Below are 24947 nucleotides of genomic sequence, written 5' to 3' on the forward strand. Positions count from 1 at the left end.
TCTGCGACAGGCGGGGCGCGAACTGAGGCGCCGATATTCTCGATCTCCTTAGCCATTGGCGGTCAGTGCCTCGAGATAGGGCCGAATGACCGTGGCGACCGTTCCTCGCTCGGTCTGGCTGGCAATCTCGCTTGGCGTCGTCTTGCGCTGACGCAGCGCTTCCTGCAGGCCTTCGATCGCCACCGACAGGCCAATCTTGTTCCGATATCGGAAGCAATCGGCGATCGTCTTTGCGACGCCGAAAACCTTCACGGGCACCCTCTCGACAGGGTGGGTCTCAACCCCCTCCGTCAGGAGACGATCTGTGAAACGCACCAGCCGAATGGGCGTGCCTTCGGGTTTCGGAGACCAGTCCTTCTGACCCACGGCGAGCCAAACTTTCCTTGGCAGCTGATCGGTCAGCCCGTGGAACGCCAGGGCGGAAACGAGGCAAACGACGCCCTTGGGAATCCGTTTGGCGGTCTCTGCGAGACTATGGTGAACGTCGAGGGGCGCGTCGGAAAGCTGGTAAAGTCCTCGCGCGAGCCGAAGCACCTCGCCGTCACGTTCCATCCGGCTCATGGTGGCGGCTGTTACGCCAGCCTCACGCAGTTCTGCCAGGCGTGAAATTCCGCGCTCGGTCAGCAAGGTGCGGGCGATCTGGCGTTGGGACATGGATGACGGCACGATACGGAAACTCGGATCATATGACCTATTGTCCGAGGATTTGTATCATTCTTCGTGGCGGAAGAAAGGTGCCAGATCGAAGTGGCAGGCGTTCCACGAAACCCGTTCGCCTCAAACGGACCTGAACAAACAGCGACGACCGCTCTTCGGATCACCTTCACCATCCGCACCGGGAGGGGAAGGCCTTCCCCTGCGCCCGAGCCCACCGGTCTCTGCCGACCCCTTCTGCGGGGCGGCTGCCCCGCAACGCCCCGCCGAGAGGGAGAGAGTGGACCGGTTTTCTGTGACGGGTTGAGGGTTGGAGAAGAGGTCTCCGACGCCCGTCATGGAGTTTGGTCCCATGAATATGCAGGTCCTCAATGCGCGCCGTGACACCAGCGGCGGTTACAAGGTCGATGTCGGGCGGGGCGAGCGGGTCGGCCGCGTCTCATCCGAATGGTTCTCGCGCCCGGCCGACGAGCGCTACCTGTCGCTGTCCGAGTTGGCGCGATCGGTGCGCGACCGCGCCGATCGCAGCCGGACGCGGGTGGTGGAGAGCGCGCTCATCCACGTCGAGGCGAACCGCAACGACCCGGAACGGCTGGCCCTGATCCTGCCGGGCACCGACACGGCCACGGCGCCAACGCACTGGTCCTTTGGACAGCTCGCCAGCTTGGTCGGCGCTCCCGCCGCCTATCTCAGGCAGCTCCCCGCCGCACTTGCCGCCATCAACCTGCAATACGGCCTGACCTCCAATCGGGCCGAGCAGATCAAGACGCTCGAAACCGATACTGGCCGTGTCGAACTGCGCGCCGTCACCGGGCCGGACTATGGCCGCATCTACGATCACGAATTGGTCGAGGCCGTCCAGCGCATTGCCGGCAACGGCACGGGCGACACCCGCTGGAAGGTGCCGGGCGTGCTCGACTGGTCGACCGGGATCTACAATCCGCGCGTCGACATCACCAAGGATACGACCACGCTCTATGCCTCCGACCGCGACGTCTTCCTGTTCCTGGTCGACGACCTGAATCCGATTGAGGCCGGCCGACTGCCAGACGGATCGCCCGACCTTTATTTCCGGGGCTTCTATTGCTGGAATTCCGAGGTCGGCGCCAAGACGCTCGGCATGGCGAGCTTCTATCTGCGCGCGGTCTGCCAGAATCGCAATTTGTGGGGCGTGGAGGATTTCGAGCAAATCACCATCCGCCACTCCAAATATGCGGCCAACCGCTTCGCGCACGAGGCGGCCCCGGCGCTGCTGAACTTCGCGAACTCCTCGCCCCTGCCATTCGTCAACGGCATCAAGGCGGCGCGCGAGCGGATCGTCGCCAGAACAGACGAGGACCGCACCGACTTCCTGCGTCGGCGCGGCATCTCCAAGGCCGAGACCGGCAAGATCATCGACAGGGTGCTGGCCGAGGAAGGCCGTCCGCCCGAGTCCATCTTCGACTTCGTGCAGGGCATCACCGCCGTCGCGCGTGACAGGCCGCATCAGGATGCCCGCCTCGACATGGAGGGCAAGGCGAAGAAGCTGCTCGATCGGGCCGCCTGATTTCCGTAAAGCCGGAGATGCGGATTGCCGTATCTCCGGCTCTACGCTTCTCCTTATCCGCGTTCCCACACCGTAGCGCTGCCCCCTTTAGAGGAAGAGGGCGGCGCTTCGCTTCGTGACGGGTTGGAGGTCGAGAGAGAGGCTCTCGGCGCCCGTCGCGGAGTATATCCCGATGGCTACTGCCGTTCAGAAGATCACCCTGTCGTCCTCGCGCGACATCCCCTTCAACAAGCTGGTGCTCAGCCAGTCCAACGTCCGGCGCGTCAAGGCCGGCGTCTCGATCGAGGACCTCGCGGCCTCGATCGCCCGTCGCGGCCTGATCCAGAGCATCAGCGTCTTCCCGGTCGTCGATGCCGAGGGCAACGAGACAGGCATGTTCGAGGTGCCTGCCGGCGGCCGCCGCTTCCGCGCGCTCGAATTGCTGGTCAAGCAGAAGCGCCTCGCCAAGACCGCCCCGGTCCCCTGCGTCGTGCGCGAACGCGATGGCGACATCCTCGCCGAGGAAGTCTCGCTCGCCGAGAATATCGAGCGCGCGCCGCTCCACCCTCTCGATCAATTGCGGGCCTTTCAGGACATGCGCGCCAAAGGCATGACCGAGGAGGAGATCGCCGCTGCCTTCTTCGTCTCGGCCCAGGTCGTGAGGCAACGGCTGCGGCTTGCTTCTGTCTCGCCGGTGCTGCTCGACATCTATGCCGAGGACGGTATGACGCTGGAGCAACTCATGGCCTTCACGGTCTCCGGTGACCATGACCGCCAGCAGCAGGTCTGGGACGCGGTGAAGGATTCCTGGTCGAAGGAGCCCTATCAGATCCGACGCATGCTGACCGAGACTACGGTTCGCGCCTCTGACAAGCGCGCCGTGTTCGTCGGCCTCGACGCCTATGAGGTAGCCGGCGGCGTTATCTTGCGCGACCTGTTCCAGTCCGACGATGGCGGCTGGCTGCAGGATGCGGCGCTGCTCGACCGTTTGGTCGCCGAGAAGCTGAAGGCCGAAGCCGAAACGATCGCAGTCGAGGGCTGGAAGTGGATTGAGGTCGCCGTCAGCTTCCCCTATGGCGCGACCCACGGTCTGCGGACGCTGAAAGGCGAGCCGCTCGACCTGACCGCTGACGAGCAGGCGACGATCGAAGCCCTGAACGCCGAATATCAGAAGCTCGAAGCCGAGTATGAAGGCGCCGACGAACTTCCGGACGAGGTCGATCAGCGTCTCGGCGAGATCGAGACCGCGCTTGCGGCCTTCGATGAACGTCCCGTCCGCTTCGATCCCGCCGACATCGCCCGCGCCGGCGCCTTCGTCAGCATCGGCCATGACGGCCGGCTCGACATCGAACGCGGCTATGTCCGCCCCGAGGACGAGGCGCCCGAACCGGCGGACGGCAGCGAGGATGGAGAGGCCGGCTATGGGCCGCATGATCCGACCGATCCGCGCGTACAGCGCGCGGTCATCACCATCGGCGGCGAACCTGCGGACAGCGAGGACGAGGAGGAAGAGGCGATCAAGCCGCTCCCCGATCGTCTTCTCACCGAACTGACCGCTCACCGCACCCTGGCGCTGCGCGATGCGGTCGCCAACAACCCGCATGTCGCCATGACGGCGCTGCTGCACAAGCTGGTGTCGGACACCTTCCAGCACCGCATGTACAAGGGCGCGCTGGAGGCGAGCGTCAATCATATCTTCTTCCCCGTGCAGGATGAAGGGCTGAAGGACAGCCCGTCGGCCCGCGCGGTGCAGGAGCGCGGCGAGGCCTGGGCTGGCGACATCCCCGCCGACGACCAGGCGCTGTGGGACTGGCTGGCCGGGCTCGACGACACGAGCCGCATGGCACTGCTCGCTCATTGCGTCAGCTATGGCGTCAACGCGCTTTACGAGAAGCCGAACCCCTATGGCGGCAACGGCATCTCGCAGCACACGCTGGACATGCGGCTCGCCCAGGCCGACCGGCTGGCGCGCGCGACGGATCTCGACATGGTCGAGGTCGGCTGGCGGCCCACGGTCGGCAACTATCTCGGGCGGGTCACCAAGCCGCGTATTCTGGAAGCGGTGCGCGAGGGTGCGGGCGAACAGACCGCGCAGCTCATCGACCACCTGAAGAAGAGCGACATGGCGGGGGAAGCCGAGCGCCTGCTGGCCGATACCGGCTGGCTGCCGGAGCCCCTGCGCCTTGCGGCCGAGGACGTATCCGCCACGCCCGAGGTCGATGCGGGTGGCGAGGATGACGGGGCCGACCTGCCGGTCTTCCTCACCGAAGGAGACGAGGATGAAGGCGTCACCGAAGACGAGGACGAAGAGGTCCACGCCATCGCGGCCGAATGATCACAAGAAGCGGGGTGGCCGCAGCCGCCCCGCCGCAATCCCTTCAATCGAGCCCGGCCATCGCGCCGGGCTCTTTTCGTTCAGGAGCCTGACATGGCCGAATATCTCACCCGCTTCTCCTGCCTCCTCGACGTCGGCTCGCTCGCCAATGTCGCGCGGGCGTTCGACATCTACACCGCGCTGATGGCCGAGAACGGTCGCGACGACCCGCCCGCCGAGCCGTTCCTGCTCTCGCTGACGCCCGAGTATGGCGCGACACGCCTCTGGCTTCGCGACCCCGGAACCGCCGATCCGCAATTGCTGATCACATTCGTCACGCGCTGCGCCGAGACCTTCGCGCTCACCGGCACCTGGGGGTTTCAGTGGGCCGGCATTGCCTCGGACCCTGTCGTCGACGGCTTCTCCGGCGGTGCCCATCTGCTCGATCTCGGCACAGGCCGCACGATCGAATGGACCAGCACGGACCGTTGGCTCGCCGAGGGAGGTGCGCGATGATCCCCGATCATGCCCGCGCCAACTTCCAGACCCTGCTGAGCGCCGCGGAAAGCGGCGATCTGGCGCTGATGGAATGCACCGACGCCGCAACCGGCGAACCGCGCCATGTCATCTGCGCGGTCGGCCGTGACGGTGAAGACTATATGTTCACGCCGTTCGGCCATCTGGCAGAAGGTGATCCATTCGGCGCCTATCGGCCATCAAAAACCGCTCCTTCTTGATATGATACAAGAAGAGACGTCGAATCAACGTTAGTGAGGTAAATCAAAGATGATCGATGTCGATCTTGAAACCACCTACCGCGAGTACATCGAATGCCTAAACAAGCAGGACTGGAATAATCTCAGCCAATTTGTCCATGACGATGTTCATCACAACGGCAGGCCGCTTGGTATCAATGGCTATCGCACAATGCTCGAAAGCGACTACGAGCAGATCCCCGATCTTCGCTTCACAATCGAGATGTTGGTCGCCGATACACAGCGCATCGCCTCCCGGCTTCGGTTCGACGTCACGCCTAAGGCCGACTTTCTCGACCTGCCCGTGAACGGCAGGAAAGTGACGTTCTGCGAAAACGTCTTCTACGAATACCAACACGGAAAGATTCGGGAAGTTTGGTCGGTCATCGACAAGGCAGCTATCGAGCTCCAACTCCGATAGCTACCAGACGGCCACTTCCCATTGACCGTTGACACGCGCGAAACCAACCGGCCGGTTCTGGGGTGTGGCGTTCGCCCTGGTCGTGTCCATCGTGAGCTGCGTCATACAGGTCACGCCGGGTCCGACACCGCCCGGCGAACAATCACCAAGCTTGAGCGTCGCATTGGCGAGCGACGTTCCCGTGAAGAGGCGGTGGCGGCGGACGGCTGCGATGGCCTCTTCTTCCGTCGGCTGAGCCACGCCCGCGACCGCAGCGGCCGATGCGCCGCCCGGTGCGATCACCGGGCGGAGCGCAAAGCCCGCCCCGAGGCCCACAACGAAGCAGCCTGCGGCCACCCTGCCGATCACACTTCCCTTCATCACCGTCTCCTTCCGGAACCTCGCTTGGTCGGGCGGACACACGTCTCCGATCACCCGGATCGCCGTCCGCCATGTGCTGGATGAAGAAGTGTAGCGCTGCGCACCCCACCTCGGAAGGCCGCGCGATCAGCCGGTCATGCTGCGGGCCAGAGTGAGAGGACGGCCGGGACGGGTTCGAGCCGGTCCGGTCGAGAGAGCGCCGCCGGTTCGTTCCGATCCGCTCTCCGGAGAAATCCCCATGACCGACACTACAAACAGCACCGACGATTCCCCAGCGCGCGCAGTCGCCCTCGTACCGGAGGCTCGCCGGATGGACTTTCTGCCGCTGCTCTTCGGCCGCCAGCATGTCCTTGTGGCGGAGATGACCGTCTATCACCTGATGGAGCGTCTGAGCCCGCTCGATTATCGTGGCGGTCTCTGGGACTTCTATGAGCGCGACGGTAGGCCATTATACCTCGCGCCAACCTCGAAGCCCCGCTTTCAGATCGTCTGCGACGCCAACGGCTATGAGGGCGAGGTGTCGGCCGACGCCGCCGGCATCATCGCGACGCTCTTCGCCTTCTCCCATCTCTCCTTCAAATATCCGGGCGACGCGATGTCGGAAGGATATGGCCGCCTCTACGACTACGCCGCAGACCATCCGGAATCCGCCGAAATCTTCCAGTCGATCGACTGAAATCGGCTGTCTCCCTAAGCGCCCGGCCGCACCGCGGGCGCTTTTTTTATGTCGGCGGACCAGAGGAAGAGGACGGTCGGGACGGGTCGAGTCCGGGCGGTCGAGAGAGAGCGCCGACCGGGCTTGTCCCTTCCGCTCTCCCGAGGTTGCTCCTATGAACATTCTGCCTCCCGCGGCCCTTCCGGCCGCGCCCGTCACCCGTGCGTCTTCGATCCTCGGCGTGGCGCAGCAGCTTCTCGATTATCTCGAACGCGGCCAGCGCATCGACGCCGCGATCCTCCGTGCAGCAATGGAAGCGGCCTTCGGCGCGTCCGACACCAGCGGCACCTGGGACTGGAGGGCCGCCTATGAGGCCTGCGAGGTCGCGACAGTCCTCTTCCTGCGCAAATACGGAAAGGCACTTTTCCGCGAGGCCGCATCTCCGGCTGTACGTCTTTCCGCTCTTGGGAAGATCGCCGGGCTCCTGCCGACGCATACGCGGCGCTCGGAAGAATCGCAGGCGCTACAGCAGTTCTCGACGCCAGCGCCGCTCGGCCTCGCCGCCGTGGCCGCCGCCTCCATTGCTGCTGGCGACATCGTGCTGGAGCCGTCGGCTGGCACCGGCCTGCTCGCCATACTGGCCGAGATATCAGGCGGAACGCTACTCCTCAACGAGCTGGCCGAGACCCGCGCCGATCTGCTCGCTGCGCTGTTTCCGGCTGTCGCCGTCACGCGCTTCGACGCGGCCCAGATCGACGATCATCTCGCGCCGGACGCCACCCCCTCAGTCGTGCTGATGAACCCGCCATTCTCCGTCATGGCAAACGTCTCCGGCCGCGTGGCCGACGCCGCCTATCGCCATGTCGCCTCGGCGCTGGCCCGGCTCGCCGATGGCGGGCGGCTGGTGGCGATCACTGGCGCCAACTTCAGCCCCGACCATCCGGTTTGGGCCGCGGCCTTCGTCCGGCTTCAGGAGCGTGGCCGCATCGTCTTCACCGCGGCCGTGGACGGCTCGGTCTATGCCAAGCACGGCACGACCATCGACACGCGGCTGACGGTCATCGACAAGCTGCCGACCGACAATCGTTCGGCATTTCCCCCTTCGCCCGGCATCGCGCCCGACGTCGCCACGCTGCTCGGCTGGATCGAGACGCAGGTTCCGCCGCGTCCGACTGCCACCCTCCCGCCAGTGGCAACTTCGGCGTCTACCGCGACGCCCCGGACCGTTCGCGGAAACCTCGCGCGCACTACTGCGCCACGTCCCGCCACGCCCGCGTCCATCGAGCCCGAAGGCGTCGAACTCGCCTATGAGACCGTGGAGTGGACGCCTGCCGAAATCGGCCGGATCACCGACGCGATCTATGAAGAATACGGATTGCAGGCGATCCGTATCCCCGGGGCGCAGGCCCATCCGACCAAGCTTGTGCAATCCGTCGCGATGGCCTCGGTCGCGCCGCCCAGGCCGAGCTACCGGCCCCGGCTGCCTGCAAACATCGTCCCGGATGGCCTGCTCTCTGACGCCCAGCTCGAAACCGTCATCTACGCCGGCGAGGCACATGCCGACTTCCTCGCCGGTTCGTGGACGCTCGACGAGCCTTTCGACGTCGTCTCGGCCGCGCCCGATGACGCGCCCAACGCCGTGCGCTTCCGTCGAGGCTTCATGCTCGGTGACGGGACCGGCGCCGGCAAGGGACGCCAGTCGGCCGGCATCATCCTCGACAACTGGATGCAGGGCCGCCGCAAGGCGGTGTGGATCTCCAAATCCGACAAGCTGCTGGAGGACGCCCAGCGCGACTGGTCGGCGCTCGGCATGGAGCGGCTGCTGGTAACGCCGCTGTCGCGTTTCCCGCAGGGCAAGGACATCACGCTCTCGGAAGCTGTCCTATTCACCACCTACGCCACGCTACGGTCCGACGACCGCGGCGAGAAGCTTTCCCGCGTCAAGCAGATCGTCGAATGGTTGGGCTCCGACTTCGATGGAGTGATCATCTTCGACGAGAGCCACGCCATGCAGAATGCCGCCGGCGGCAAGGGCGAACGCGGCGACGTCGCCGCCTCGCAGCAGGGCCGTGCGGGCCTTCGGCTCCAGCACGCGCTGCCCAACGCGCGCGTCGTCTATGTCTCGGCGACCGGCGCGACGAGCGTCCATAACCTCGCCTATGCCCAACGGCTCGGCCTGTGGGGCGGCAAGGATTTTCCCTTCGCCAACCGGGCCGAATTCGTCGAGGCGGTCGAGAATGGCGGCGTGGCAGCCATGGAGGTGCTCGCGCGTGACCTTCGCGCGCTCGGCCTCTATACCGCCCGCTCGCTCTCCTATGACGGCGTCGAATATGAGTTGGTCGAGCACGCGCTCACGCCCGAGCAGACGCGCATCTACGATGCCTATGCCGGCGCTTTCGCCATCATCCATAATCATCTCGATGCGGCGATGCAGGCCGCCAACATCACCGGCTCCGACGGGACGCTGAACCGGCAGGCAAAGTCAGCCGCGCGCTCGGCCTTCGAGAGCGCCAAGCAGCGCTTCTTCGGTCACCTCCTGACCAGCATGAAGACGCCGACGCTGATCCGCTCGATCGAGCAGGACCTAGCCGACGGCCACGCCGCCGTCATCCAGATCGTCTCGACCGGCGAGGCGCTGATGGAACGGCGCCTGGCCGAGATCCCCACCGAGGAATGGAACGACGTCCGTGTCGACATCACGCCGCGCGAATATGTTTTATCCGGAGCTCCGGATAAGACATAATATGCCGCGTCGGCGTTATGCTGAGTTCGGGGTTTCAATCTGTTGTTCTTCTGATTCATTTTCGGTTTTCCGCTTTGGATAATCATGATGCCTCTGCTCTCAATCGCAGAAGGACATCCCCAACGAACTCCCCCTCCAACTCTTAATGCCGACCTTCTTACGCCGGCCTCTTCCGCGCATTATGCTGGGCGGGACAGAAGAGACTGGGTGGAAATCACGCGTGACCGACAAGAACGATATTGAGGAAAACCTGACGCGGGTTCGAGCGCGGCTGGCCGATCTGGATGCTGAACGGCATGAGCTTCAGCGCGAGATGGCGGCACTTGAGGCTCGTCTTGCTGCAGAGCCCGCGCCAACCGTGAAACAGCCCTCCTTCGAGAACGCCTCCGTCACGAATGCTTCGCCGTCGCACGAAAAGGTTGATCTGTTCCGAAGCCTGTTCGCCGGTCGGCCTGACGTGTTCCCGTTGCGATGGGACAACAGGAAGACCGGTCGCTCGGGGTATTCGCCTGCTTGTGCCAACGAATGGGTGAAAGGAATATGCGGCAAACCGAAGGTCAAATGCGGTGAATGCCTCCATCAGAAGTTCATCCCGCCGGACGAAAGTGTCATGGAAAAACACCTGCGCGGTGGCGATGGCCGAAGTGGCGATTTTGTAGCCGGCGTCTATCCGCTACTATCCGGTGATACATGCTGGTTTCTGGCGGCGGATTTTGACAAGGCATCCTGGGCGGATGACGCGAATGCGCTGCTCGAAACCTGTCGGGCAAAGGGCGTTCCCGCAGCGCTGGAACGATCGAGATCTGGAAATGGCGGTCATATCTGGATCTTCTTCTCCGAACCGGTCTCTGCCCGTGTGGCACGCCAGTTTGGATCAGTTCTGATCACCGAAACGATGGAGCGGCGGCCGGAAATCGGTTTTGCTTCCTATGACCGGCTGTTTCCAAATCAGGATATCATGCCGCTCGGCGGCTTCGGCAACCTGATCGCACTGCCGCTCCAGAACACCGCGCGCAAGGCTGGCAACAGCGTCTTTGTGGACGCGGGCATGCGGCCGTATGACGATCAGTGGGCCTATTTGTCCTCCTTGCCGAGATTGTCTGCGGCAGCGGTGACCAAGCTCGTCGAAGCCGCCGAGCTTTCCGGGCGGATACTGGGCGTGCGCATGCCTGTGGATGACGAACAGGCGGACGAACCCTGGAAGATGACTCCGTCACGCCGCAGCACGGCGCGACGCCTCGACGTGCCCGTTCCACCGACCATCAAGGTAACGATTGCCGACCAGATCTATATCGACCGCTCGGAGTTGCCTTCGGCCATGGTTGCCCAACTGGTGCGACTGGCCGCGTTCCAGAACCCCGAATTCTATCGCGCGCAGGCGATGCGGCTGCCGACATTCGGAAAGCCGCGCATTGTGTCCTGTGCCGAACTGCATCCCCGACACGTCGCCCTGCCGCGCGGCAGCTTCGACGAAGTGGTCGGGTTCCTGTCCGATCACGGTGTGAGAGCCGAACTGGACGATTTGCGTGAAGACGGAACCCGCTTGCCTGAGACGGTCTGCTTCCGTGGCGAACTTCGCCAACAGCAATCGCGAGCGTTCGAAGCATTGGCCGAACACGATACCGGCGTGCTTGCCGCCACGACCGCATTCGGCAAGACGGTTGTGGCCTCGGCGCTGATCGCGCGTCGTGCCAGCAATACGCTGGTTCTTGTTCATCGTCGCGAACTCCTTAGCCAATGGATCGAGCGCCTCAAGTCCTTTCTGCAGATTGACCCGAAGCAGATCGGCACCATTGGCGCGGGAAAGCGCAAACCCACCGGTGTGATCGACGTGGCGCTGATCCAGAGCCTGGTTCGCAAGGGCGAAGTTGACGATATCGTTGCCGATTACGGTCATCTTGTCGTCGATGAGTGCCATCACCTGTCCGCTGCAAGCTTTGAGCTTGTCGCCCGCAGATCGAAGGCGCGCTATGTTACGGGATTGTCGGCAACGGTCGCCCGGAAAGACGGGCATCACCCGATCATCTTCATGCAATGCGGTCCGGTACGCCATCAGGTAAGCGCCAAATCACAGGCAGCAGAAAACGGCCTTCACCATCGGGCGCGGGAACGTCATACGAGATTCAGATTGCCGGAGGCCCTCGCCATAGCCGAACGCCCGTCCATCCCCGCAATCTATGCCGCTCTGGCGGAGGATGAGGCCCGAAACGATCTGATCTTCAATGACGTGTTGAAATCGCTTGAGGTCAAACGCTCACCGATCGTACTGACCGAGCGGAAGGATCACCTCGAGCATCTTCATCAACGACTCTCCCGATTTGTGAAAAACATCGTCGTACTCCGTGGCGGCATGTCCGCAAAGGACCGGAATGCCGCGCATGCGGCGCTGAATGTCGATGATGATGAGGAACGGCTGATCCTCGCGACAGGGCGTTATATCGGCGAGGGCTTCGATGACGCCCGGCTCGACACCCTGTTCCTGACAATGCCGATCGCCTGGAAAGGCACGCTGGCGCAATATGTCGGCAGGTTGCATCGGCGGCATGACGAAAAGAAGGACGTGCTGGTGGTCGATTATGTCGACAGTTCAGTCCCGGTCCTCGCCAGAATGGCCGCCAAACGACGGACCGGCTATCGGGCGCTCGGCTATGTGATGGAATAGCGCCCCGCCGATAGCGGGACACCAATTCTGCCCGATCAGTCAGGATCTCTGTGTCGCGACGGCCAATATCTGCATCAGCTTGTCCGAGGGTTCCCGGAATTTGCCGGGTTTGATCAGCGGGGCATGATGCGCATCCAGAAGTGCGAGCTTCTCGGTCGGGTCCGCGCGCAGATACATCTCCGTCGTCTGGATGCTGGTATGTCCAAGCCAGAGCGCGACCTTGCGGATATCGCCGGTAGCCTGAAGCGTATGCATGGCGCAGCTGTGCCGCAGCACATGCGGGGTCACGTGCTTTGCGGCGATCGAGGGTGCCAAGCCTTCGGCGGTCGCCACATGCTGCCTGAGCCTGTAGGCGAACCCGTCCCGTGTCATCTGGCGACCATCACGGTTCAGGAACAGTTCGGGCCCCACATTGCCTGGCCGGACAGCCAGCCACGCGCGAATGGCGGCCTGGGTCTCCTTCCAGAGCGGCAGGACGCGCTCCCGCCGCCCCTTGCCCAGGATCCGAACGCTGGACAACGAAACTTCGGGAAAATCGTCCATTCGCACCGCGAGCAGTTCGGATGCCCTCAATCCTGCGGCATAGGCAAGATGCAGCATCGCCCTGTCCCGCAATCCGCCCGGCGTGTGACGGTTCGGCGCGGCAAGCAGGGCACGGACTTCTTCCTTGGTCAGATAGTCGATCAGCTTGGCATCTGTCCGCTTGATCGGCATGGCCCGGATCATCATCGCCTGCTCAAGGCATGCCGGGTGACGATGTTCGACGAAACGGAAGAACGATTTGATCGCCGCCAGCCGCGCGTTGCGGGACCGGACGGAATTGGCGCGCCCTTCCTCGATATGTTCAAGGAACGCCCTGATCATCTGCACATCAAGGTCTTCTATGGCGAGTTCCGAAGGGGTTCGCCTGAGCCGCCCCGCCGCAAACCGCAGCAGAAGGGTGAACGCGTGGGCATAGGCCGCGATGGTATGTCGGCTCGCGCCGCAATCGCCAGGAAGATGGGTTTGCAGGAAGGCCGAAAGATCGGGAGCAAGCGGGGTCATGCCGCACCTCCGATCCAGATATCTTCGGCGGTCGACGCGATCATCTTCAGCAGGACCGGCGTGGCCTCGAGGTACCAGTAGGTATTGGCGATATCGACATGGCCGAGATAGGTGCTCAGCGCCTTCATGTGCCGCAACACCGCCTGCGGATCGTTGCCGCAAGCTTCGAGAGATCGCACTGCGAATGTATGGCGCAGATCGTGCACACGGGGGCCAGGGCCTGTTGGGTTGCGATAACCGAGCTTGCGCACGATCCGAACGAAGACCACGTAAACCCTTGTCGCCGTCGGGGCGCGGCCGTGGCCCAGAACGAAGAGATCATCGCCCGGATGGCGCACGGCACTGCGGGCTTCGAGATACCGTTCCAGCGCGGCGCGGGTTGAAGGATGTATCGGTACAAGGCGGCTCTTGCCGAACTTGCCCTTGCGGATCATGAGGCCATCCTCCGTCAGGTCGTCGCGCTGCAGGGACAAAGCTTCCGAAATCCGCAAGCCTGTCGAAGCAAGCAACCCGAACAGGTTGTGGTAGGTCAGCGGGCTGATCGGCGTCAGGCCGGGTACCAGAAGCGCTTCCTGCATGATACGATTGATCTGGTCTCGCGTCAGAATATGCGGGGCGGGCCGCCGTCGGCGTGAACGGCCCAGCAGGCCCATCGCCGGTATCGCATGCCGTGCATCTTCCGCGTGCAGGAACACGGTCAGGGCACGGGCGCGATCAAACCGGGCCTGCGCTGCATAAGGCGTCGCGGAGCCACCGGCCCATTCCAGGATCAGCGCGGTCGTCACATGCGTGATGGAACGGGCCGCGGCAAAATCCGCGAAGGCGCGCAAGGATGTCTCTTGCGCGGCAAACTTCATTCCAAGAGCGCGATTGAGTTGGACGAAGCGGTCGACATGGTGATGCATCATGACGCGCATCCCGGCCATGGCTGCGCTACCTCTGCCAGCATCTCGACATCGACCTTGGCATAGATCGCTGTCGTATAGCGGGAGGTGTGGCGCAGCGCGACACCGATCTGGTCAAGATCCGCACCGCCGCGTAACCAGGCGGACGCCAGTGAATGCCGAAATACATGTGAGCCGGTCGGCAAGCCGGCAAAGCCGCCGCGGTTCAGGACACGGGAAACGATCCCGGCGATCTCGGCGGCGGATCGCAGTGGGGTGAAAGGAGCCTGGGTTCGCAGAAAAACTCTGTCCGTGGCGACCACCGGACGCGCATCCTCGATATAGGCCAGCACCGCATCGCCTGCATCCTGCGGCAGAGGCATCATCACTCCGCGTCTAACCTTGCCGTGCAATCGCAACCGGCTCGCGCGCCAGTCGATATCGGACAGGCGCAGTTGCCAGATGTCTCCCGCGCGCAGGGCCAACCGGGCGAGGAGGAGGAGAATGGCGCGGTCCCGTATCGCGACCGGCGTATCGGTGCGACAGGAGGCTATGATCTCTTCTATCTTCGCAGTGGGTATGGTGCGCGGGACGGTCGAAAGCCTGCGCCGAACAGCGGGTGGTACCGCATGGAGAAGCGCCGGGGCGCATTCACCTTGAATGATGGTGAAGCGCAGGAAGGAACGCAGCACGGTGACCGTCATGCGCACGGATGATCGGGAGCGCTCTTCGCCCTGATCCAGAACGATCGACCGGATTGCCGCCACGTTGTAGTCCTTCGGGGTTGCCCCAAGGTGATCCAGCCAGCGGTTCGCTTCGTTCACATAGCGCCGCATGGTCTCGGACGTTACCCCACGTTCACGGTGCAGCCATTCCGCAAATGCGGTTAGGCGCGGATCGCAGGCGGTGACGCAGTCAGGCTCTTCGACCGGAACCAGACCCTCATCCCTAAGGAACCGCACAAAAGTACGAGCACCACGACGACGATCCCTGGTTCCTGAACCCTTGACCCGTTTGCCGCGCTTGGTTTTGATCCCGCATCGGCAATCATGATGTGCGAACTGGTCGATAATGACATCATCAAGCCCGTGGGCCGGAACACGCATCTGCAGCGCCCATTCCGCGAAATGGCGCGCCTGGCTCAGTCGCATCGAATACGTCACTTCGCTGTAACGGGCGGCGCAGAGCTTCCCGGCATAGGCCTGCAGATATTGCCCGAGCCGTGCGACGTCATCGGCAATGAATACCATTCCGGTGGCTTCGAGATAACTCAGGAACCTGCGGGTATCGGTCGCGTAGGCCGGGTGGCGCAACTGCGCAGGTCTGTAGCGGCCGCAACGACAGCGATGGCGCAGGAACCGATTCACTGCCGATACATCGAGGTCTCTGATCAGGATCTTCCGGGCGCGTGCCCACTTCAGGAAATGTCGGGCGGCGCTCAGCGCACCGGCCGACAGCCCGGGATTATCTGTGAAATACCTGCGGACGAGAGTCCGGTTATCGGCCTCGGCATAGCCACCGAGCGGAGAGTTGGAGGGGGAGTTCATTGGAGATGTCCTTCTGCGATTGAGAGCAGAGGCATCATGATTATCCAAAGCGGAAAACCGAAAATGAATCAGAAGAACAACAGATTGAAACCCCGAACTCAGCATAACGCCGACGCGGCATATTATGTTCTCGATTATCTCGCCCATTCCTTCCCGGTGCAGCTCTACGAGCCGTTCTCCGACAGCGACGGAAATCTGTCGTCGCGCCCGGTCTATCGTGATGGTCAGCCCGTCGAAAGCCGCGACGCCGTCGCCCGCCGCGACGAACTGATCGAGCATCTTGCCTCGCTGCCACCGGTCCCCGGCGCCCTTGACCAGATCGTCCAGCGCTTCGGCACGGACATGGTCGCCGAGATTACCGGCCGCTCCCGCCGCATCGTGCGCAGGGGCGAGCGATTCGCCGTCGAAACGCGCGCTGGTGCCGCCAATCTCGCCGAGACCACCGCTTTCATGGACGACGACAAGCGCATCCTCGTCTTCTCGGACGCCGGCGGCACAGGCCGCAGTTATCACGCCGATCTCGCCGCCCGAAACCAGCGCCTACGGATCCACTACCTCCTGGAACCGGGCTGGAAGGCCGACGCCGCCATCCAGGGGCTCGGCCGCACCAATCGCACCAATCAGGCGCAGCCGCCGCTGTTTCGGCCGATTGCCACCGACGTGAAGGCCGAGAAGCGCTTCCTCTCGACCATCGCCCGCCGGCTCGACACACTCGGCGCTATCACGCGCGGGCAGCGTCAGACCGGTGGCCAGGGCCTGTTTCGGCCCGAGGATAACCTCGAAAGCCCCTATGCGCGTGACGCGCTGCGCCAGCTCTATCTACTGCTGGTCCGCGGCAAGGTGGAAGGCTGCTCGCTCGCTCGCTTCGAAACCGCCACAGGCCTCAAGCTGATGGACGACAACGGCATCAAGGATGAGTTGCCGCCGATCACCACCTTCCTCAACCGCCTGCTGGCGCTGACCATCGACCTGCAGGGCATCCTGTTCACCGCCTTCGAACAGCTCCTCGCCACCAAGGTCGAAGGCGCCATTCGTGCCGGTGTCTATGACCTCGGACTGGAGACGCTCCAGGCCGAAAGCTTCGTCGTCGCCGACAGCCAGATCATCCATACTCATCCGGGTACAGGAGCGGGAACCCGGCTGCTGACTATCACCCGGCGCGAACGGAATCGACCGCTCGACCTTGCCGCCGCGCTCGATCAACTCGCAGCCCCACGTGCTCGTCTGCTGGTCAACGCCCGTTCGCACCGCGCCGCCGTGCAGGTGCCTGCGCCGTCGATGATGCTCGATGACGGCGAGATCGAGCGCCGTGTCTGCCTGATCCGGCCGATGGAGCAGCATTATGCGCCGTTGCGCGTGACGGACGAGAGCCATTGGGAGGACGCCGACCGCGATGCGTTCGCTGCCGCGTGGAACGCCGAACTGGCCGAGGTGCCGGAGTTCGCCGACAGCATCATCCATATCGTCGCCGGTCTGCTGCTGCCGATCTGGAAGCGCCTGCCGGACGAATCTACGAGGGTCTATCGGCTCCAGACCGACGAGGGCGAACGGATCATCGGCCGCCGCGTCTCTCCCGCCTGGGCGGCGAATGCCACCACCACCGGAACGGCCAGCCTGTCGGCCGAGGATGCCCATGCGGCGCTGATCGACGGTCGGACCATCCTCGACCTTGCCGACGGTCTCCAGCTTCGCCGCGTGCGCGTCATGGGCGCCAACCGGATCGAGCTTTCCGGCTTCACCGACGCCATGCGCGAGCGGTTGCGGACCTATGGCCTGTTCAGCGAGATCATCTCCTGGAAGCTGCGCTTCTTCGTGCCGGTCGACACCTCCGGATGGGTGGTGCTCGCGCGCGTGCTCGACACCTATCCCGTCGCGCGCATCGCAGAGCGGGAGGCAGCATGATGGCCCGTCAGGACGCATCCGATCTGGCGCACCGCCTCGGCCGACAGGCCGAAGCGGTGTGCCGGCATTATCTCTCCAGTGGACGGGGCGAGGGCCGCTACTGGCTGGTCGGCGACGCACGCAATACGCCGGGCCGCTCCCTGTATGTCCGGCTCAAGGACTCGCCGAAGGGACCGGCGGGTAAATGGACCGACGCCGCCACCGGTGAGCACGGCGATCTGCTCGACATCATTCGCGAAAGCTGCGGCCTCATTGACTTCAAGGACGTCGCCGAGGAGGCCCGCGCTTTTCTCAGCATGCCGCCACCCGCGCCGGAGCCGCGTGAATCACAGCGTCAAAGCCCGGCGTCACATGGTTCGCCCGAGGCAGCTCGAAGGCTGGTTCGCATGTCCCAACCGATCTTCGATACGCTCGTACAAGCGTATTTACGGGAACGCGGCATTACGGATTTACGCGGAACCGGAAGCCTGCATTTCCACCCGCGCTGCTACTATCGTCCCGACGAGCATTCGCCGACCGAGACCTGGCCGGCGATGATTGCGGCAGTCACCGACCTTGCTGGTCACATCACAGGGGCGCATCGCACCTGGCTCGATCCGCGCACGCGGGACAAAGCGCCACTCGACACCCCGCGCCGGGCGATGGGCGACCTCCTTGGGCATGCGGTCCGCTTTGGCCATGGCGGCGAAGTCATGGCGGCGGGCGAAGGTATCGAGACCGTGCTATCGATCCGACAGGTCCTGCCAGATATGCCGATGCTGGCGGCCCTCTCGGCGGCGCATCTCGCTGCCATCCTGTTCCCGGACACGCTGCGGCGGCTCTACATCGTCCGCGACGATGATCCGGCCGGCGACGGCGCGCGCGATACCTTGATCGAACGGGCGAACGCGGCCGGCATCGAGGCGATCGTCATCTCGCCGGAACTGGGCGACTTCAACGAGGATCTGCGCACGCTCGGCATCGACCATCTTCGCAGCCTGACCCGGATGCAGATCGGGCCGCAGGACGTGGCGCGCTACATGGCGCTGGCAGCATAGCCGGGAGAAAAAGGGGGGGTGGCGGATCGTCGCCGTGCCCGCCCGGACGCGCACCCCTCGCAGAGGACCGCGCTCGGCCTTCGAGGGGGCGATCGGCCCACAGCCGGGCCGGCCCGGCAATGGCTGCGGCCGACTATTTTCCGGCACGGCCCAAAGGCCGCTTTCCATCGCGAGGCAAAATAGCCGGCCTTCGCCATCCTCCGCTGACGCTTCGGCCCTCCCGCTTCGCTCCGGGTGCTTGGCCGCCCCGCCCGCGGGCTTCGTCGCCATGAAGGCCGCGGCGGTCGCGGTCCAGACGATGGAGCCTCCCATGAGCGGGCACGACGACTTCGACGCTACCCAAGAATCCTCACCCACCGACCATGTCCTCAACGAATTGCAGCTTCACGGCTACCGCCCCTTCGCCGACGAACCCGATCAGCGGCTGCTCCCCGATGGCAACGTGGTTGCGGGCGCCGTCGCCGACATCTTCGACGCCCTCATTGGGACTCTCGAGGACACCCGCCTCGAACCCGACCTCGACGATCTCCTCTGGTCGACCGTCAACGTCTTCCATCGTGCCACCGAACGGATCTCACGCGAACTGGACGATAACGAGCAGGCGCAGAAGCGCTCTCAACGCGAACAGGATGGCAGCGAGGTGAAGTCGGTCGAACTCGAGCGCCAGATCGCCGAAGGCATGACGCTGATCGAGCGCCAGAACGCCTTCGAACTGATGCGCGACCAGGCCACCGAGCATTATGAGCGCCAGATCGGCAAGCCCTGGCTCCCGCGCAGCGGATCGAAGGTCAACCATCGCAATCTCACCTCGGCGATGATCGACAGCCGCGACTTCCTGATGGCGAAGAAGCGCGCCGAACAGGAAATCCTCCTGCCACCCGGCCTGAAAATCGTCGTCACCGGCGGGCTCGACTTCAACGATCACCGGTTGATCTGGGCCAAGCTCGACCAGGTCCGTGAGAAGCACCCCGACATGGTGCTGGTCCATGGCAAGTCGCCGAAGGGGGCCGAGAAGATCGCCTCGCTCTGGGCGACGAACCGGAACGTGCCGCAAATCGGCTTTGCGCCTGATTGGACGAAGCACGGCCGGGCCGCACCGTTCAAGCGCAACGACGACATGCTGCAGATCGTGCCGAAGGGCGTGATGCACTTCCCCGGCACCGGCATCAACGACAACCTTGCAGATAAGGCCAGGAAGCTCGGCATCCCGGTGTGGAAGTTCGGCGGCGCGTGAGCGCCGCCTTCGTTCGCCAGGTCCACAACCGTTGGGACAGCGGACCGTCTGCTTCTGGCTGTAACACGGTCAGAGTCGACGCCCACGGCAACCCATTCCTCGTTCAAGCGATGGCGCCTACAAATTCCTCTGCCGCGGTGCCGGGCAATGCTGCGACGGTCTGGCGCGCATAGCGTGCCGGTGACACGCCTACGTCGCGCGTGAACGCCACGCTGAAGGCGCTGGCAGAACGGTATCCCACCTGCCGGGCGATTTCGCCCACGCTCGCCTCTCGCTTGCGCAACAGGTCCTTGGCCAAAGCCAGCCGCCACGCCGTCAGATATTGCATCGGCGCCACGCCTACCGCGCTCAGGAACCGCTCATGGAAACCCGATCGCGACAAAGCCGACTCCCGCGCCAGTTCGGCGACAGTCCAGCCACGGTCGGGCCTTGCGTGCATGGCCCTTATCGCCACGGCTAGGCGCTCATCCGACAAGCCGCGCAACAATCCCGGAGAGTTGCCCAATTCGGCTGTTGACCGCAGCGCCTCGATCAGCAGCACCTCAAGGAGATGCTGCAATACCACCTCCCGCCCCGGCTTGTTCCCCACAGCCTCCTCGCCCAGCAACTGCATCAGCATGGTCAAGCGATGCTCGCCACGCGCGACCACCAGCTTGGGCAGCAGTGCGGACAGCAAGCTCGCATCGTCGGACTGGAAAATACAGTAACCGACCAGCGCCCGCATATCGATCGGACCATTGATGCTGCCGACACGATATCCGCCTCCCGGCAGGATGACCGGGTCGATCACCATGTCGATGTCTTTGCTGGGCGCTTCACTCCACATCATGAAGTCCTGCGCGAAGGGGATGAGAATGAAGTCGCCGGCGTTGACGATGACCTCGCCGCTCTGGTGACCCCGGTAACGCAGACTCCCCTTGAGCACCGCGACGTAATAGGGATTGGGCGACTGCGTCCGCCTCACGCGCCATGGTCCCGAGCCGGTGACGCATTTGGAAAACGGCGCGCCCGGCTGCAGCAAACCGACAATCTGGGCAAGGGGATCAGCCATTCTGGACTCATTCGAAATTTCTATGGACTTCTGAATATAGAACGTCCAGTCGCCGATAGCCACCTCCTGTTCCGTCAATCAGGAACAGGATCATGCCATGACTGAAAACTCACGCATCGCCCTCGTGACCGGCGCCAACCAGGGCATCGGACTGCAGATCGCGACCGATCTCGCTGCCAGCGGACTCACGGTGCTGCTCGCCTCGCGCAATCTCGACCGCGGCAAGACAGCAGCTCAAACCGTCGAGGGGGATGTTCATCTCATCCAGCTCGATGTCACCGATGAGGCTTCAATCCGCGCCGCCGTCGCGCAGGTCGAGCAGCAGTTCGGCCGCCTCGACATTCTCATCAACAATGCCGCCATTTCCCGAGCCAATGGGCCGGAAAGCGAGACCATGCACGACTATATCCAGCGCTCGCGCGCGACGCTGATTTCGGTCGATGAAGTGCGCACCATATGGGAAACCAATGTCTTCGGCGTCCTCGCCGTCACCCAGGCCTTCGTTCCCCTGCTGCGCAAATCGGAAGCCGCACGCATCGTCAACGTCTCGAGCAGTCTCGGCTCCCTCACCATCAATTCCACGCCCAATCCCTACCGAGCAACCTTCAATCCCGGTTATGGCGCCTCGAAAACCGCGCTCAACGCCATTACGCTGGCTTTTGCCATCGATCTTGAGGCCGAAGGTATAAAGGTCAATGCAGTGACCCCGGGCTTCACCAGCACTGCGCTCACCAATTACGAAGGCACCGAGACCGTCCAGCAAGGGGCTGCCGAAGCCGTTCGTGTCGCCCTCGGCAGCGAAGGCCCAACGGGCACCTTCACCGGTTCGGTCAACGAAACCTACCCCTGGTAGTCGAACTGAGGTCCGCCGACACGATGCCGGCGGGCCACACCCCTGATGCCTGTGTTCAACAGATGACCTGGACGCACACCCTCTGTGAAAGCCGCCCGGCAAATCAAGGGCCGCGAGGCGAGTGACCCAAAAGCGGGCGGAATCGGGACGGGCGGCTTTCGGCGAGCAGGTGGCAATAGCTGTCGTTACCTTGCGTTGGGGTCTTTCCCGAAAGCGATCAGGTTTCTTGAATCAACGCCGAAGCTTCGCCAAGCCTTCACACGGCTCTGCTTTCTCGAAGCGTCTCCTTGAACAGTTCGAAGGCCGCTGTCCCCCTCCGATCGGCGTAATAGAGGTGGTAGCCGGCGAACGGCTCGCACCACGGTTCCAGCAGGCGGGTGAGACGCCCATCGGCAATCGGCGCCGCCACCAGATCCTCCAGTATGTAGAGGATGCCGAAGCCCTCAAGGGCGGCGGCCACCAACAGGTCGCCGTCGTTGAACACCGGCCCGCGGCCTGGCGTGACCGTCACCGCACGGCCGTCGCGCTCGAACGACCAGGGAGACAGATCACCATGCGCGTCGCCGTAGGCCACGCAGCGATGCGCCGTGAGGTCGGCGGGCTCCATCGGCGCCGGATGGTCATTCAGATAGCCTGGAGTGGCCACCACCGCGACGCGAAGCGGAGGCCCAATCGCCAGCGCGATCATGTCCTTCTCCAATCGCTCGCCGAGCCGGATGCCCGCATCATAGCGGCCCGCCAAGACGTTGGGATTGAGCGTGGGGGGCGGATGGTCGCTAGCCCCGAGAAGCAGCCCTGGTTGGAGCGGCTATCGTGGCAGGACCATTTCTCGGCGCCACACAGAGACGGGGGGGCGGCGATCTCTCAGTTGGCGGTGGAGGCTCGGGATGCGGCACCACTGCCCTGCCGGGAGGCAACGGAGCCGGTGCGCTTTGCAGCGACGCCGGTCTGCCGGTGCGGGACGGCCACCATTTCCTCCGTTCTCTGACCATGCCTCAACCGCTCCAAACGGCCTCTTCAATGGCCTGATCTGGCCGAAGGCCGGCTGCGCCTCGATCGCCGATGACGCAACAGCCGCGTCAAACTTTCCTCCCCTGCCGGCTGCGCCGCCATTCCTCGCGAGACAAGAAAGCCCTCCTTAGCTGTCAGGCCCCTTCGGGGTGCGCCGTCGATCGCCTCCGGCCTGCCGATCGCCATCGAGGCCGCAATGGTGCGGGCTCGGGAACGGAAAACGGAGACTTACAATGGCGACCATCGGCACCTTCAAGAAGACCGGCTCGAACGAGTTCACCGGCGACATCGTCACCCTCAGCGTCCAGGCCAAGAACGTGCGTATCGTTCCCGACCAGCGCGCCACCGGGGAGAACGCCCCCAGCCACCGGGTCCTGGTCGGCCGCGCCGAGATCGGCGCCGCATGGTCCAAGCGCTCCAACGAGGGCCGCGATTATCTGGGCCTCAAGCTGGACGATCCGAGCTTCAACGCCCCGATCTATGCCAACCTCTTCGACGACGAGGACGAGAGCTTCTCGTTGATCTGGTCCCGCCCCAACGGACGGCGCGGCGACTGAGGTCCGCGCAGGGCCCCGGCTGGAAGGCCGGGGCCTTCGGCTTTGCGGCGACCGAATCAGTTGCAGCGGTTATCAGCCAGAGAGAGCCTACAGAGGCAGTTCTGGCTGGAAGATCGTCACAAGAACGACTATTATAGCCGTAGTTTTGGCGTACGCGTAGGTCCGTGTGGGAGGTGATCATGCATGATCACCGCCCGACAATCTCGGGCCGCACGTGCGTTGCTGGGTTGGACACAGGAGACGCTCGCTGACAAGGCCCGGGTCTCATTGACCGCGCTCAAGCGCCTCGAATCCCCCAGTGGACTTGAGGTCTTTGAGAGCACGCGCGATGAGGTGAGACGGGCTTTCGAACGCGCCGGCATCGTCTTCCTGAATTCCGATCAGGGCAAGGGAGTGCTGCTTGTTGATGCAAAGAAAGAAAGCTGACGTTCGACAGATCGCGGCGTTGCCACATCTTCCCGTGCCAAGGCCTTGCGTCATTTTTCCGATGAAATCATCGTTAACAATCTTCTCCAGTTTGGATACATCTCGCGATCGGGGGATGTTGTGACCAAAGACGATTTTCTTGATCAACCGCCGGCCGGCGCTGCTTTGACCGCTTATGACGAGGCGCATCTGAAGCTGTACGTCCGGCTGCTGGATGCCGACGCTGAAAAAGCAGACTGGCGCGAAGTCGTCGAAGTCCTCTTCGGCCTCGATGCCAAGGCCGAACCGGAGCGCGCTCAGCGCATCTACACCAGCCATCTCGACCGCGCGAAATGGATGACCACCAGCGGCTTTTGCGAGTTGCTCCAGGGCCGCCTGCACTGAGGTGATGCGTAAACCGCATCACGTTGCGGCCACTTCGTTCTTCCCGCGCTCCGTTCAACCCGGAATCGTATCCACTGCAAAACTCGCGTTGCACAACCTTACGCGGAGGCAGTGGAGAATGTCCGAGGATGAAAGTTGGCGGTCTGAAGCCGCCTATGACTATATCGACAAGTTGACCCCCGGCGATCTCGCCTGGGAGTTCCTGCGTCGTAACCCTGAATACAGAAAATCCTATCAGGAACTGGTAGCGGTCGGGCGGTTGACCGAGGATGTCGCGGGCGAGTTCGCCGAGCAATGGGGCTTGCGATTTCGTCGCCGACCCTTGCAACTCCGCGCTCATCCAGCCAATCTTCTGGATCCCGCAAACCGATCCGGCGACACTGCCGTTGACCGTCGGACCGAACCCGGCGGGACATCTCCGCCTCCGCGTTGAGGATCTGCACGCCCACGCCATCATCGAGCATGATCCTGGTCTGATCCGGCTCGTACTGCGCGGCGAACCCCACGACGTCGCCCTGATCGGCGTCGATGATGCCCGCCCCGTCGGCGCGTTCGTGATGTTCGATGAACTGACGCCCGACCGGCTGACCGCGGTTGAACGCCTCTGGCACGCGATGTTCGGCAAGCGCGTGCCGCCCGATCCACGCCTGACGCCACAAAGACGTCAGCGCGCCCGCCAGATGCTGCGCGCGATCGACGCGCGCGCGAGCGGCGCCATCTACCGCACCGTCGCCGAGCAGCTCTTCCCCCAGCACAAGATTGACGCAGCATCCTGGGTCGGCGACCCGATCCGGGAGATCACCATCCGTCTCGCCCGCGACGGCATGAAGCTCGTTCGCGGCGGCTATCGGACATTGCTGCGCCGCCCGCGCCGGGATCGCTGATATCCGCTCGCGTGTCGATTTTAGCATCTTATTTCGACATCGTC

At 63.7% G+C, this 24947-nt stretch carries 22 protein-coding genes and 2 pseudogenes; 17 read left to right on the top strand and 7 right to left on the bottom strand.

Annotated features, from left to right (window positions below; all coding sequences use genetic code 11):
- Window positions 1–48: 48 nt before the first annotated feature.
- The gene (locus FHS76_RS04290) at window positions 49–654 is read right to left on the bottom strand and encodes a type IV toxin-antitoxin system AbiEi family antitoxin domain-containing protein (protein ID WP_183648607.1); all 606 of its coding nucleotides are present in this window, start codon (window positions 652–654) and stop codon (window positions 49–51) included.
- Between the two features lie 352 nt (window positions 655–1006).
- On the opposite strand from FHS76_RS04290, the gene FHS76_RS04295 reads away from it, so the two are divergent.
- The 5 genes from FHS76_RS04295 (at window position 1007) to FHS76_RS04315 (ending at window position 5669) form a co-directional block, all read left to right on the top strand.
- Entirely contained in the window at window positions 1007–2200 is a 1194-nt protein-coding gene (locus tag FHS76_RS04295) for a DUF932 domain-containing protein (RefSeq protein ID WP_183648610.1), read from the top strand.
- A 172-nt stretch (window positions 2201–2372) separates the two neighbouring features.
- Window positions 2373–4514 carry a ParB/RepB/Spo0J family partition protein gene (locus FHS76_RS04300; protein WP_183648613.1) on the top strand — a complete coding sequence of 714 codons (2142 nt, stop codon included), beginning with the start codon at window positions 2373–2375 and terminating at the stop codon, window positions 4512–4514.
- A gap of 93 nt (window positions 4515–4607) precedes the next feature.
- The gene (locus FHS76_RS04305) at window positions 4608–5009 is read left to right on the top strand and encodes a hypothetical protein (protein WP_183648616.1); all 402 of its coding nucleotides are present in this window, start codon (window positions 4608–4610) and stop codon (window positions 5007–5009) included.
- Window positions 5006–5230 carry a DUF6117 family protein gene (locus FHS76_RS04310; RefSeq protein WP_183648619.1) on the top strand — a complete coding sequence of 75 codons (225 nt, stop codon included), beginning with the start codon at window positions 5006–5008 and terminating at the stop codon, window positions 5228–5230. The genes FHS76_RS04305 and FHS76_RS04310 overlap by 4 nt, the downstream gene beginning before the upstream one ends.
- 49 nt (window positions 5231–5279) lie before the next feature.
- The gene (locus tag FHS76_RS04315) at window positions 5280–5669 is read left to right on the top strand and encodes an ester cyclase (protein ID WP_183648622.1); all 390 of its coding nucleotides are present in this window, start codon (window positions 5280–5282) and stop codon (window positions 5667–5669) included.
- On the opposite strand, the gene FHS76_RS04320 is transcribed toward FHS76_RS04315, so the two are convergent.
- Window positions 5670–6029, bottom strand: a complete 360-nt coding sequence (locus FHS76_RS04320) for a hypothetical protein (protein ID WP_210306002.1) — start codon at window positions 6027–6029, stop codon at window positions 5670–5672.
- A gap of 238 nt (window positions 6030–6267) precedes the next feature.
- Here FHS76_RS04320 and FHS76_RS04325 point away from each other — a divergent pair, with 238 nt between their 5' ends.
- From FHS76_RS04325 to FHS76_RS04335, 3 genes and pseudogenes are all read left to right on the top strand, one after another.
- Window positions 6268–6705 (top strand): antirestriction protein, encoded by a 438-nt coding sequence (locus tag FHS76_RS04325; RefSeq protein WP_183648625.1) that lies wholly within the window; start codon window positions 6268–6270, stop codon window positions 6703–6705.
- A gap of 154 nt (window positions 6706–6859) precedes the next feature.
- Window positions 6860–9403: pseudogene (locus tag FHS76_RS04330) on the top strand (strawberry notch-like NTP hydrolase domain-containing protein); the annotation flags it as partial.
- 244 nt (window positions 9404–9647) lie between these two features.
- Window positions 9648–12089: a TOTE conflict system archaeo-eukaryotic primase domain-containing protein gene (locus FHS76_RS04335; protein WP_097143003.1), complete on the top strand. Its 2442-nt coding sequence runs from the start codon at window positions 9648–9650 to the stop codon at window positions 12087–12089.
- 39 nt (window positions 12090–12128) lie between these two features.
- Here FHS76_RS04335 and FHS76_RS04340 read toward each other — a convergent pair whose 3' ends face one another.
- The 3 genes from FHS76_RS04340 to FHS76_RS04350 are packed head-to-tail and all read right to left on the bottom strand — an operon-like array spanning window position 12129 to window position 15564.
- Window positions 12129–13133: a tyrosine-type recombinase/integrase gene (locus FHS76_RS04340; protein ID WP_180900494.1), complete on the bottom strand. Its 1005-nt coding sequence runs from the start codon at window positions 13131–13133 to the stop codon at window positions 12129–12131.
- Window positions 13130–14059 (bottom strand): tyrosine-type recombinase/integrase, encoded by a 930-nt coding sequence (locus FHS76_RS04345; protein ID WP_235992567.1) that lies wholly within the window; start codon window positions 14057–14059, stop codon window positions 13130–13132. Before FHS76_RS04345 ends, FHS76_RS04340 begins: the two co-directional genes overlap by 4 nt.
- Complete coding sequence (locus FHS76_RS04350) at window positions 14038–15564, bottom strand: tyrosine-type recombinase/integrase (protein ID WP_183648628.1); 1527 nt, start codon at window positions 15562–15564, stop codon at window positions 14038–14040. The genes FHS76_RS04345 and FHS76_RS04350 overlap by 22 nt, the downstream gene beginning before the upstream one ends.
- Before the next feature lie 123 nt (window positions 15565–15687).
- Here FHS76_RS04350 and FHS76_RS04355 point away from each other — a divergent pair.
- From FHS76_RS04355 to FHS76_RS04365, 3 genes and pseudogenes are all read left to right on the top strand, one after another.
- Window positions 15688–17466: pseudogene (locus tag FHS76_RS04355) on the top strand (strawberry notch C-terminal domain-containing protein); the annotation flags it as partial.
- Window positions 17466–18503, top strand: coding sequence for a DUF7146 domain-containing protein (locus FHS76_RS04360; protein ID WP_183649296.1), 1038 nt, complete (start codon window positions 17466–17468; stop codon window positions 18501–18503). The pseudogene FHS76_RS04355 and the gene FHS76_RS04360, both read left to right, overlap by 1 nt.
- Window positions 18504–18813: 310 nt before the next feature.
- Window positions 18814–19737: a DUF2493 domain-containing protein gene (locus tag FHS76_RS04365; protein ID WP_183648631.1), complete on the top strand. Its 924-nt coding sequence runs from the start codon at window positions 18814–18816 to the stop codon at window positions 19735–19737.
- 103 nt (window positions 19738–19840) lie between these two features.
- Here FHS76_RS04365 and FHS76_RS04370 read toward each other — a convergent pair whose 3' ends face one another.
- Window positions 19841–20851, bottom strand: coding sequence for an AraC family transcriptional regulator (locus FHS76_RS04370; protein WP_328700434.1), 1011 nt, complete (start codon window positions 20849–20851; stop codon window positions 19841–19843).
- A gap of 34 nt (window positions 20852–20885) precedes the next feature.
- Here FHS76_RS04370 and FHS76_RS04375 point away from each other — a divergent pair, with 34 nt between their 5' ends.
- Window positions 20886–21641: an SDR family NAD(P)-dependent oxidoreductase gene (locus FHS76_RS04375; RefSeq protein ID WP_183648634.1), complete on the top strand. Its 756-nt coding sequence runs from the start codon at window positions 20886–20888 to the stop codon at window positions 21639–21641.
- A gap of 256 nt (window positions 21642–21897) precedes the next feature.
- Here FHS76_RS04375 and FHS76_RS04380 read toward each other — a convergent pair whose 3' ends face one another.
- Complete coding sequence (locus tag FHS76_RS04380) at window positions 21898–22434, bottom strand: LysR substrate-binding domain-containing protein (RefSeq protein WP_268902621.1); 537 nt, start codon at window positions 22432–22434, stop codon at window positions 21898–21900.
- Between the two features lie 451 nt (window positions 22435–22885).
- Here FHS76_RS04380 and FHS76_RS04385 point away from each other — a divergent pair, with 451 nt between their 5' ends.
- From FHS76_RS04385 to FHS76_RS04400, 5 genes are all read left to right on the top strand, one after another.
- Window positions 22886–23209, top strand: coding sequence for a DUF736 domain-containing protein (locus FHS76_RS04385; RefSeq protein WP_183648637.1), 324 nt, complete (start codon window positions 22886–22888; stop codon window positions 23207–23209).
- 183 nt (window positions 23210–23392) lie between these two features.
- Window positions 23393–23635, top strand: coding sequence for a helix-turn-helix domain-containing protein (locus FHS76_RS04390; protein ID WP_183648640.1), 243 nt, complete (start codon window positions 23393–23395; stop codon window positions 23633–23635).
- 120 nt (window positions 23636–23755) lie between these two features.
- Window positions 23756–24019, top strand: coding sequence for a DUF2285 domain-containing protein (locus FHS76_RS04395; RefSeq protein WP_183648643.1), 264 nt, complete (start codon window positions 23756–23758; stop codon window positions 24017–24019).
- A 118-nt stretch (window positions 24020–24137) separates the two neighbouring features.
- A complete protein-coding gene (locus tag FHS76_RS22505; protein WP_235992569.1) occupies window positions 24138–24452 on the top strand; it encodes a transcriptional regulator domain-containing protein in 315 nt (104 codons plus the stop codon).
- Window positions 24406–24903, top strand: coding sequence for a DUF2285 domain-containing protein (locus FHS76_RS04400; RefSeq protein ID WP_235992570.1), 498 nt, complete (start codon window positions 24406–24408; stop codon window positions 24901–24903). Before FHS76_RS22505 ends, FHS76_RS04400 begins: the two co-directional genes overlap by 47 nt.
- Window positions 24904–24947: the final 44 nt, after the last annotated feature.

It is taken from the genome of Brucella daejeonensis (genome assembly GCF_014199265.1).
GTDB classification, from domain to species: Bacteria; Pseudomonadota; Alphaproteobacteria; order Rhizobiales; family Rhizobiaceae; genus Brucella; species Brucella daejeonensis.

What these genes read in the sequence shown, in the direction of transcription:
- FHS76_RS04290 (WP_183648607.1), bottom strand. Translation starts at nt 654, where the DNA reads ATGTCCCAACGCCAGATCGCCCGCACCTTGCTGACCGAGCGCGGAATT.
- FHS76_RS04295 (WP_183648610.1), top strand. Translation starts at nt 1,007, where the DNA reads ATGAATATGCAGGTCCTCAATGCGCGCCGTGACACCAGCGGCGGTTAC.
- FHS76_RS04300 (WP_183648613.1), top strand. Translation starts at nt 2,373, where the DNA reads ATGGCTACTGCCGTTCAGAAGATCACCCTGTCGTCCTCGCGCGACATC.
- FHS76_RS04305 (WP_183648616.1), top strand. Translation starts at nt 4,608, where the DNA reads ATGGCCGAATATCTCACCCGCTTCTCCTGCCTCCTCGACGTCGGCTCG.
- FHS76_RS04310 (WP_183648619.1), top strand. Translation starts at nt 5,006, where the DNA reads ATGATCCCCGATCATGCCCGCGCCAACTTCCAGACCCTGCTGAGCGCC.
- FHS76_RS04315 (WP_183648622.1), top strand. Translation starts at nt 5,280, where the DNA reads ATGATCGATGTCGATCTTGAAACCACCTACCGCGAGTACATCGAATGC.
- FHS76_RS04320 (WP_210306002.1), bottom strand. Translation starts at nt 6,029, where the DNA reads ATGAAGGGAAGTGTGATCGGCAGGGTGGCCGCAGGCTGCTTCGTTGTG.
- FHS76_RS04325 (WP_183648625.1), top strand. Translation starts at nt 6,268, where the DNA reads ATGACCGACACTACAAACAGCACCGACGATTCCCCAGCGCGCGCAGTC.
- FHS76_RS04340 (WP_180900494.1), bottom strand. Translation starts at nt 13,133, where the DNA reads ATGACCCCGCTTGCTCCCGATCTTTCGGCCTTCCTGCAAACCCATCTT.
- FHS76_RS04345 (WP_235992567.1), bottom strand. Translation starts at nt 14,059, where the DNA reads ATGGCCGGGATGCGCGTCATGATGCATCACCATGTCGACCGCTTCGTC.
- FHS76_RS04350 (WP_183648628.1), bottom strand. Translation starts at nt 15,564, where the DNA reads ATGAACTCCCCCTCCAACTCTCCGCTCGGTGGCTATGCCGAGGCCGAT.
- FHS76_RS04360 (WP_183649296.1), top strand. Translation starts at nt 17,466, where the DNA reads ATGGCCCGTCAGGACGCATCCGATCTGGCGCACCGCCTCGGCCGACAG.
- FHS76_RS04365 (WP_183648631.1), top strand. Translation starts at nt 18,814, where the DNA reads ATGAGCGGGCACGACGACTTCGACGCTACCCAAGAATCCTCACCCACC.
- FHS76_RS04375 (WP_183648634.1), top strand. Translation starts at nt 20,886, where the DNA reads ATGACTGAAAACTCACGCATCGCCCTCGTGACCGGCGCCAACCAGGGC.
- FHS76_RS04385 (WP_183648637.1), top strand. Translation starts at nt 22,886, where the DNA reads ATGGCGACCATCGGCACCTTCAAGAAGACCGGCTCGAACGAGTTCACC.
- FHS76_RS04390 (WP_183648640.1), top strand. Translation starts at nt 23,393, where the DNA reads ATGATCACCGCCCGACAATCTCGGGCCGCACGTGCGTTGCTGGGTTGG.
- FHS76_RS22505 (WP_235992569.1), top strand. Translation starts at nt 24,138, where the DNA reads ATGTCCGAGGATGAAAGTTGGCGGTCTGAAGCCGCCTATGACTATATC.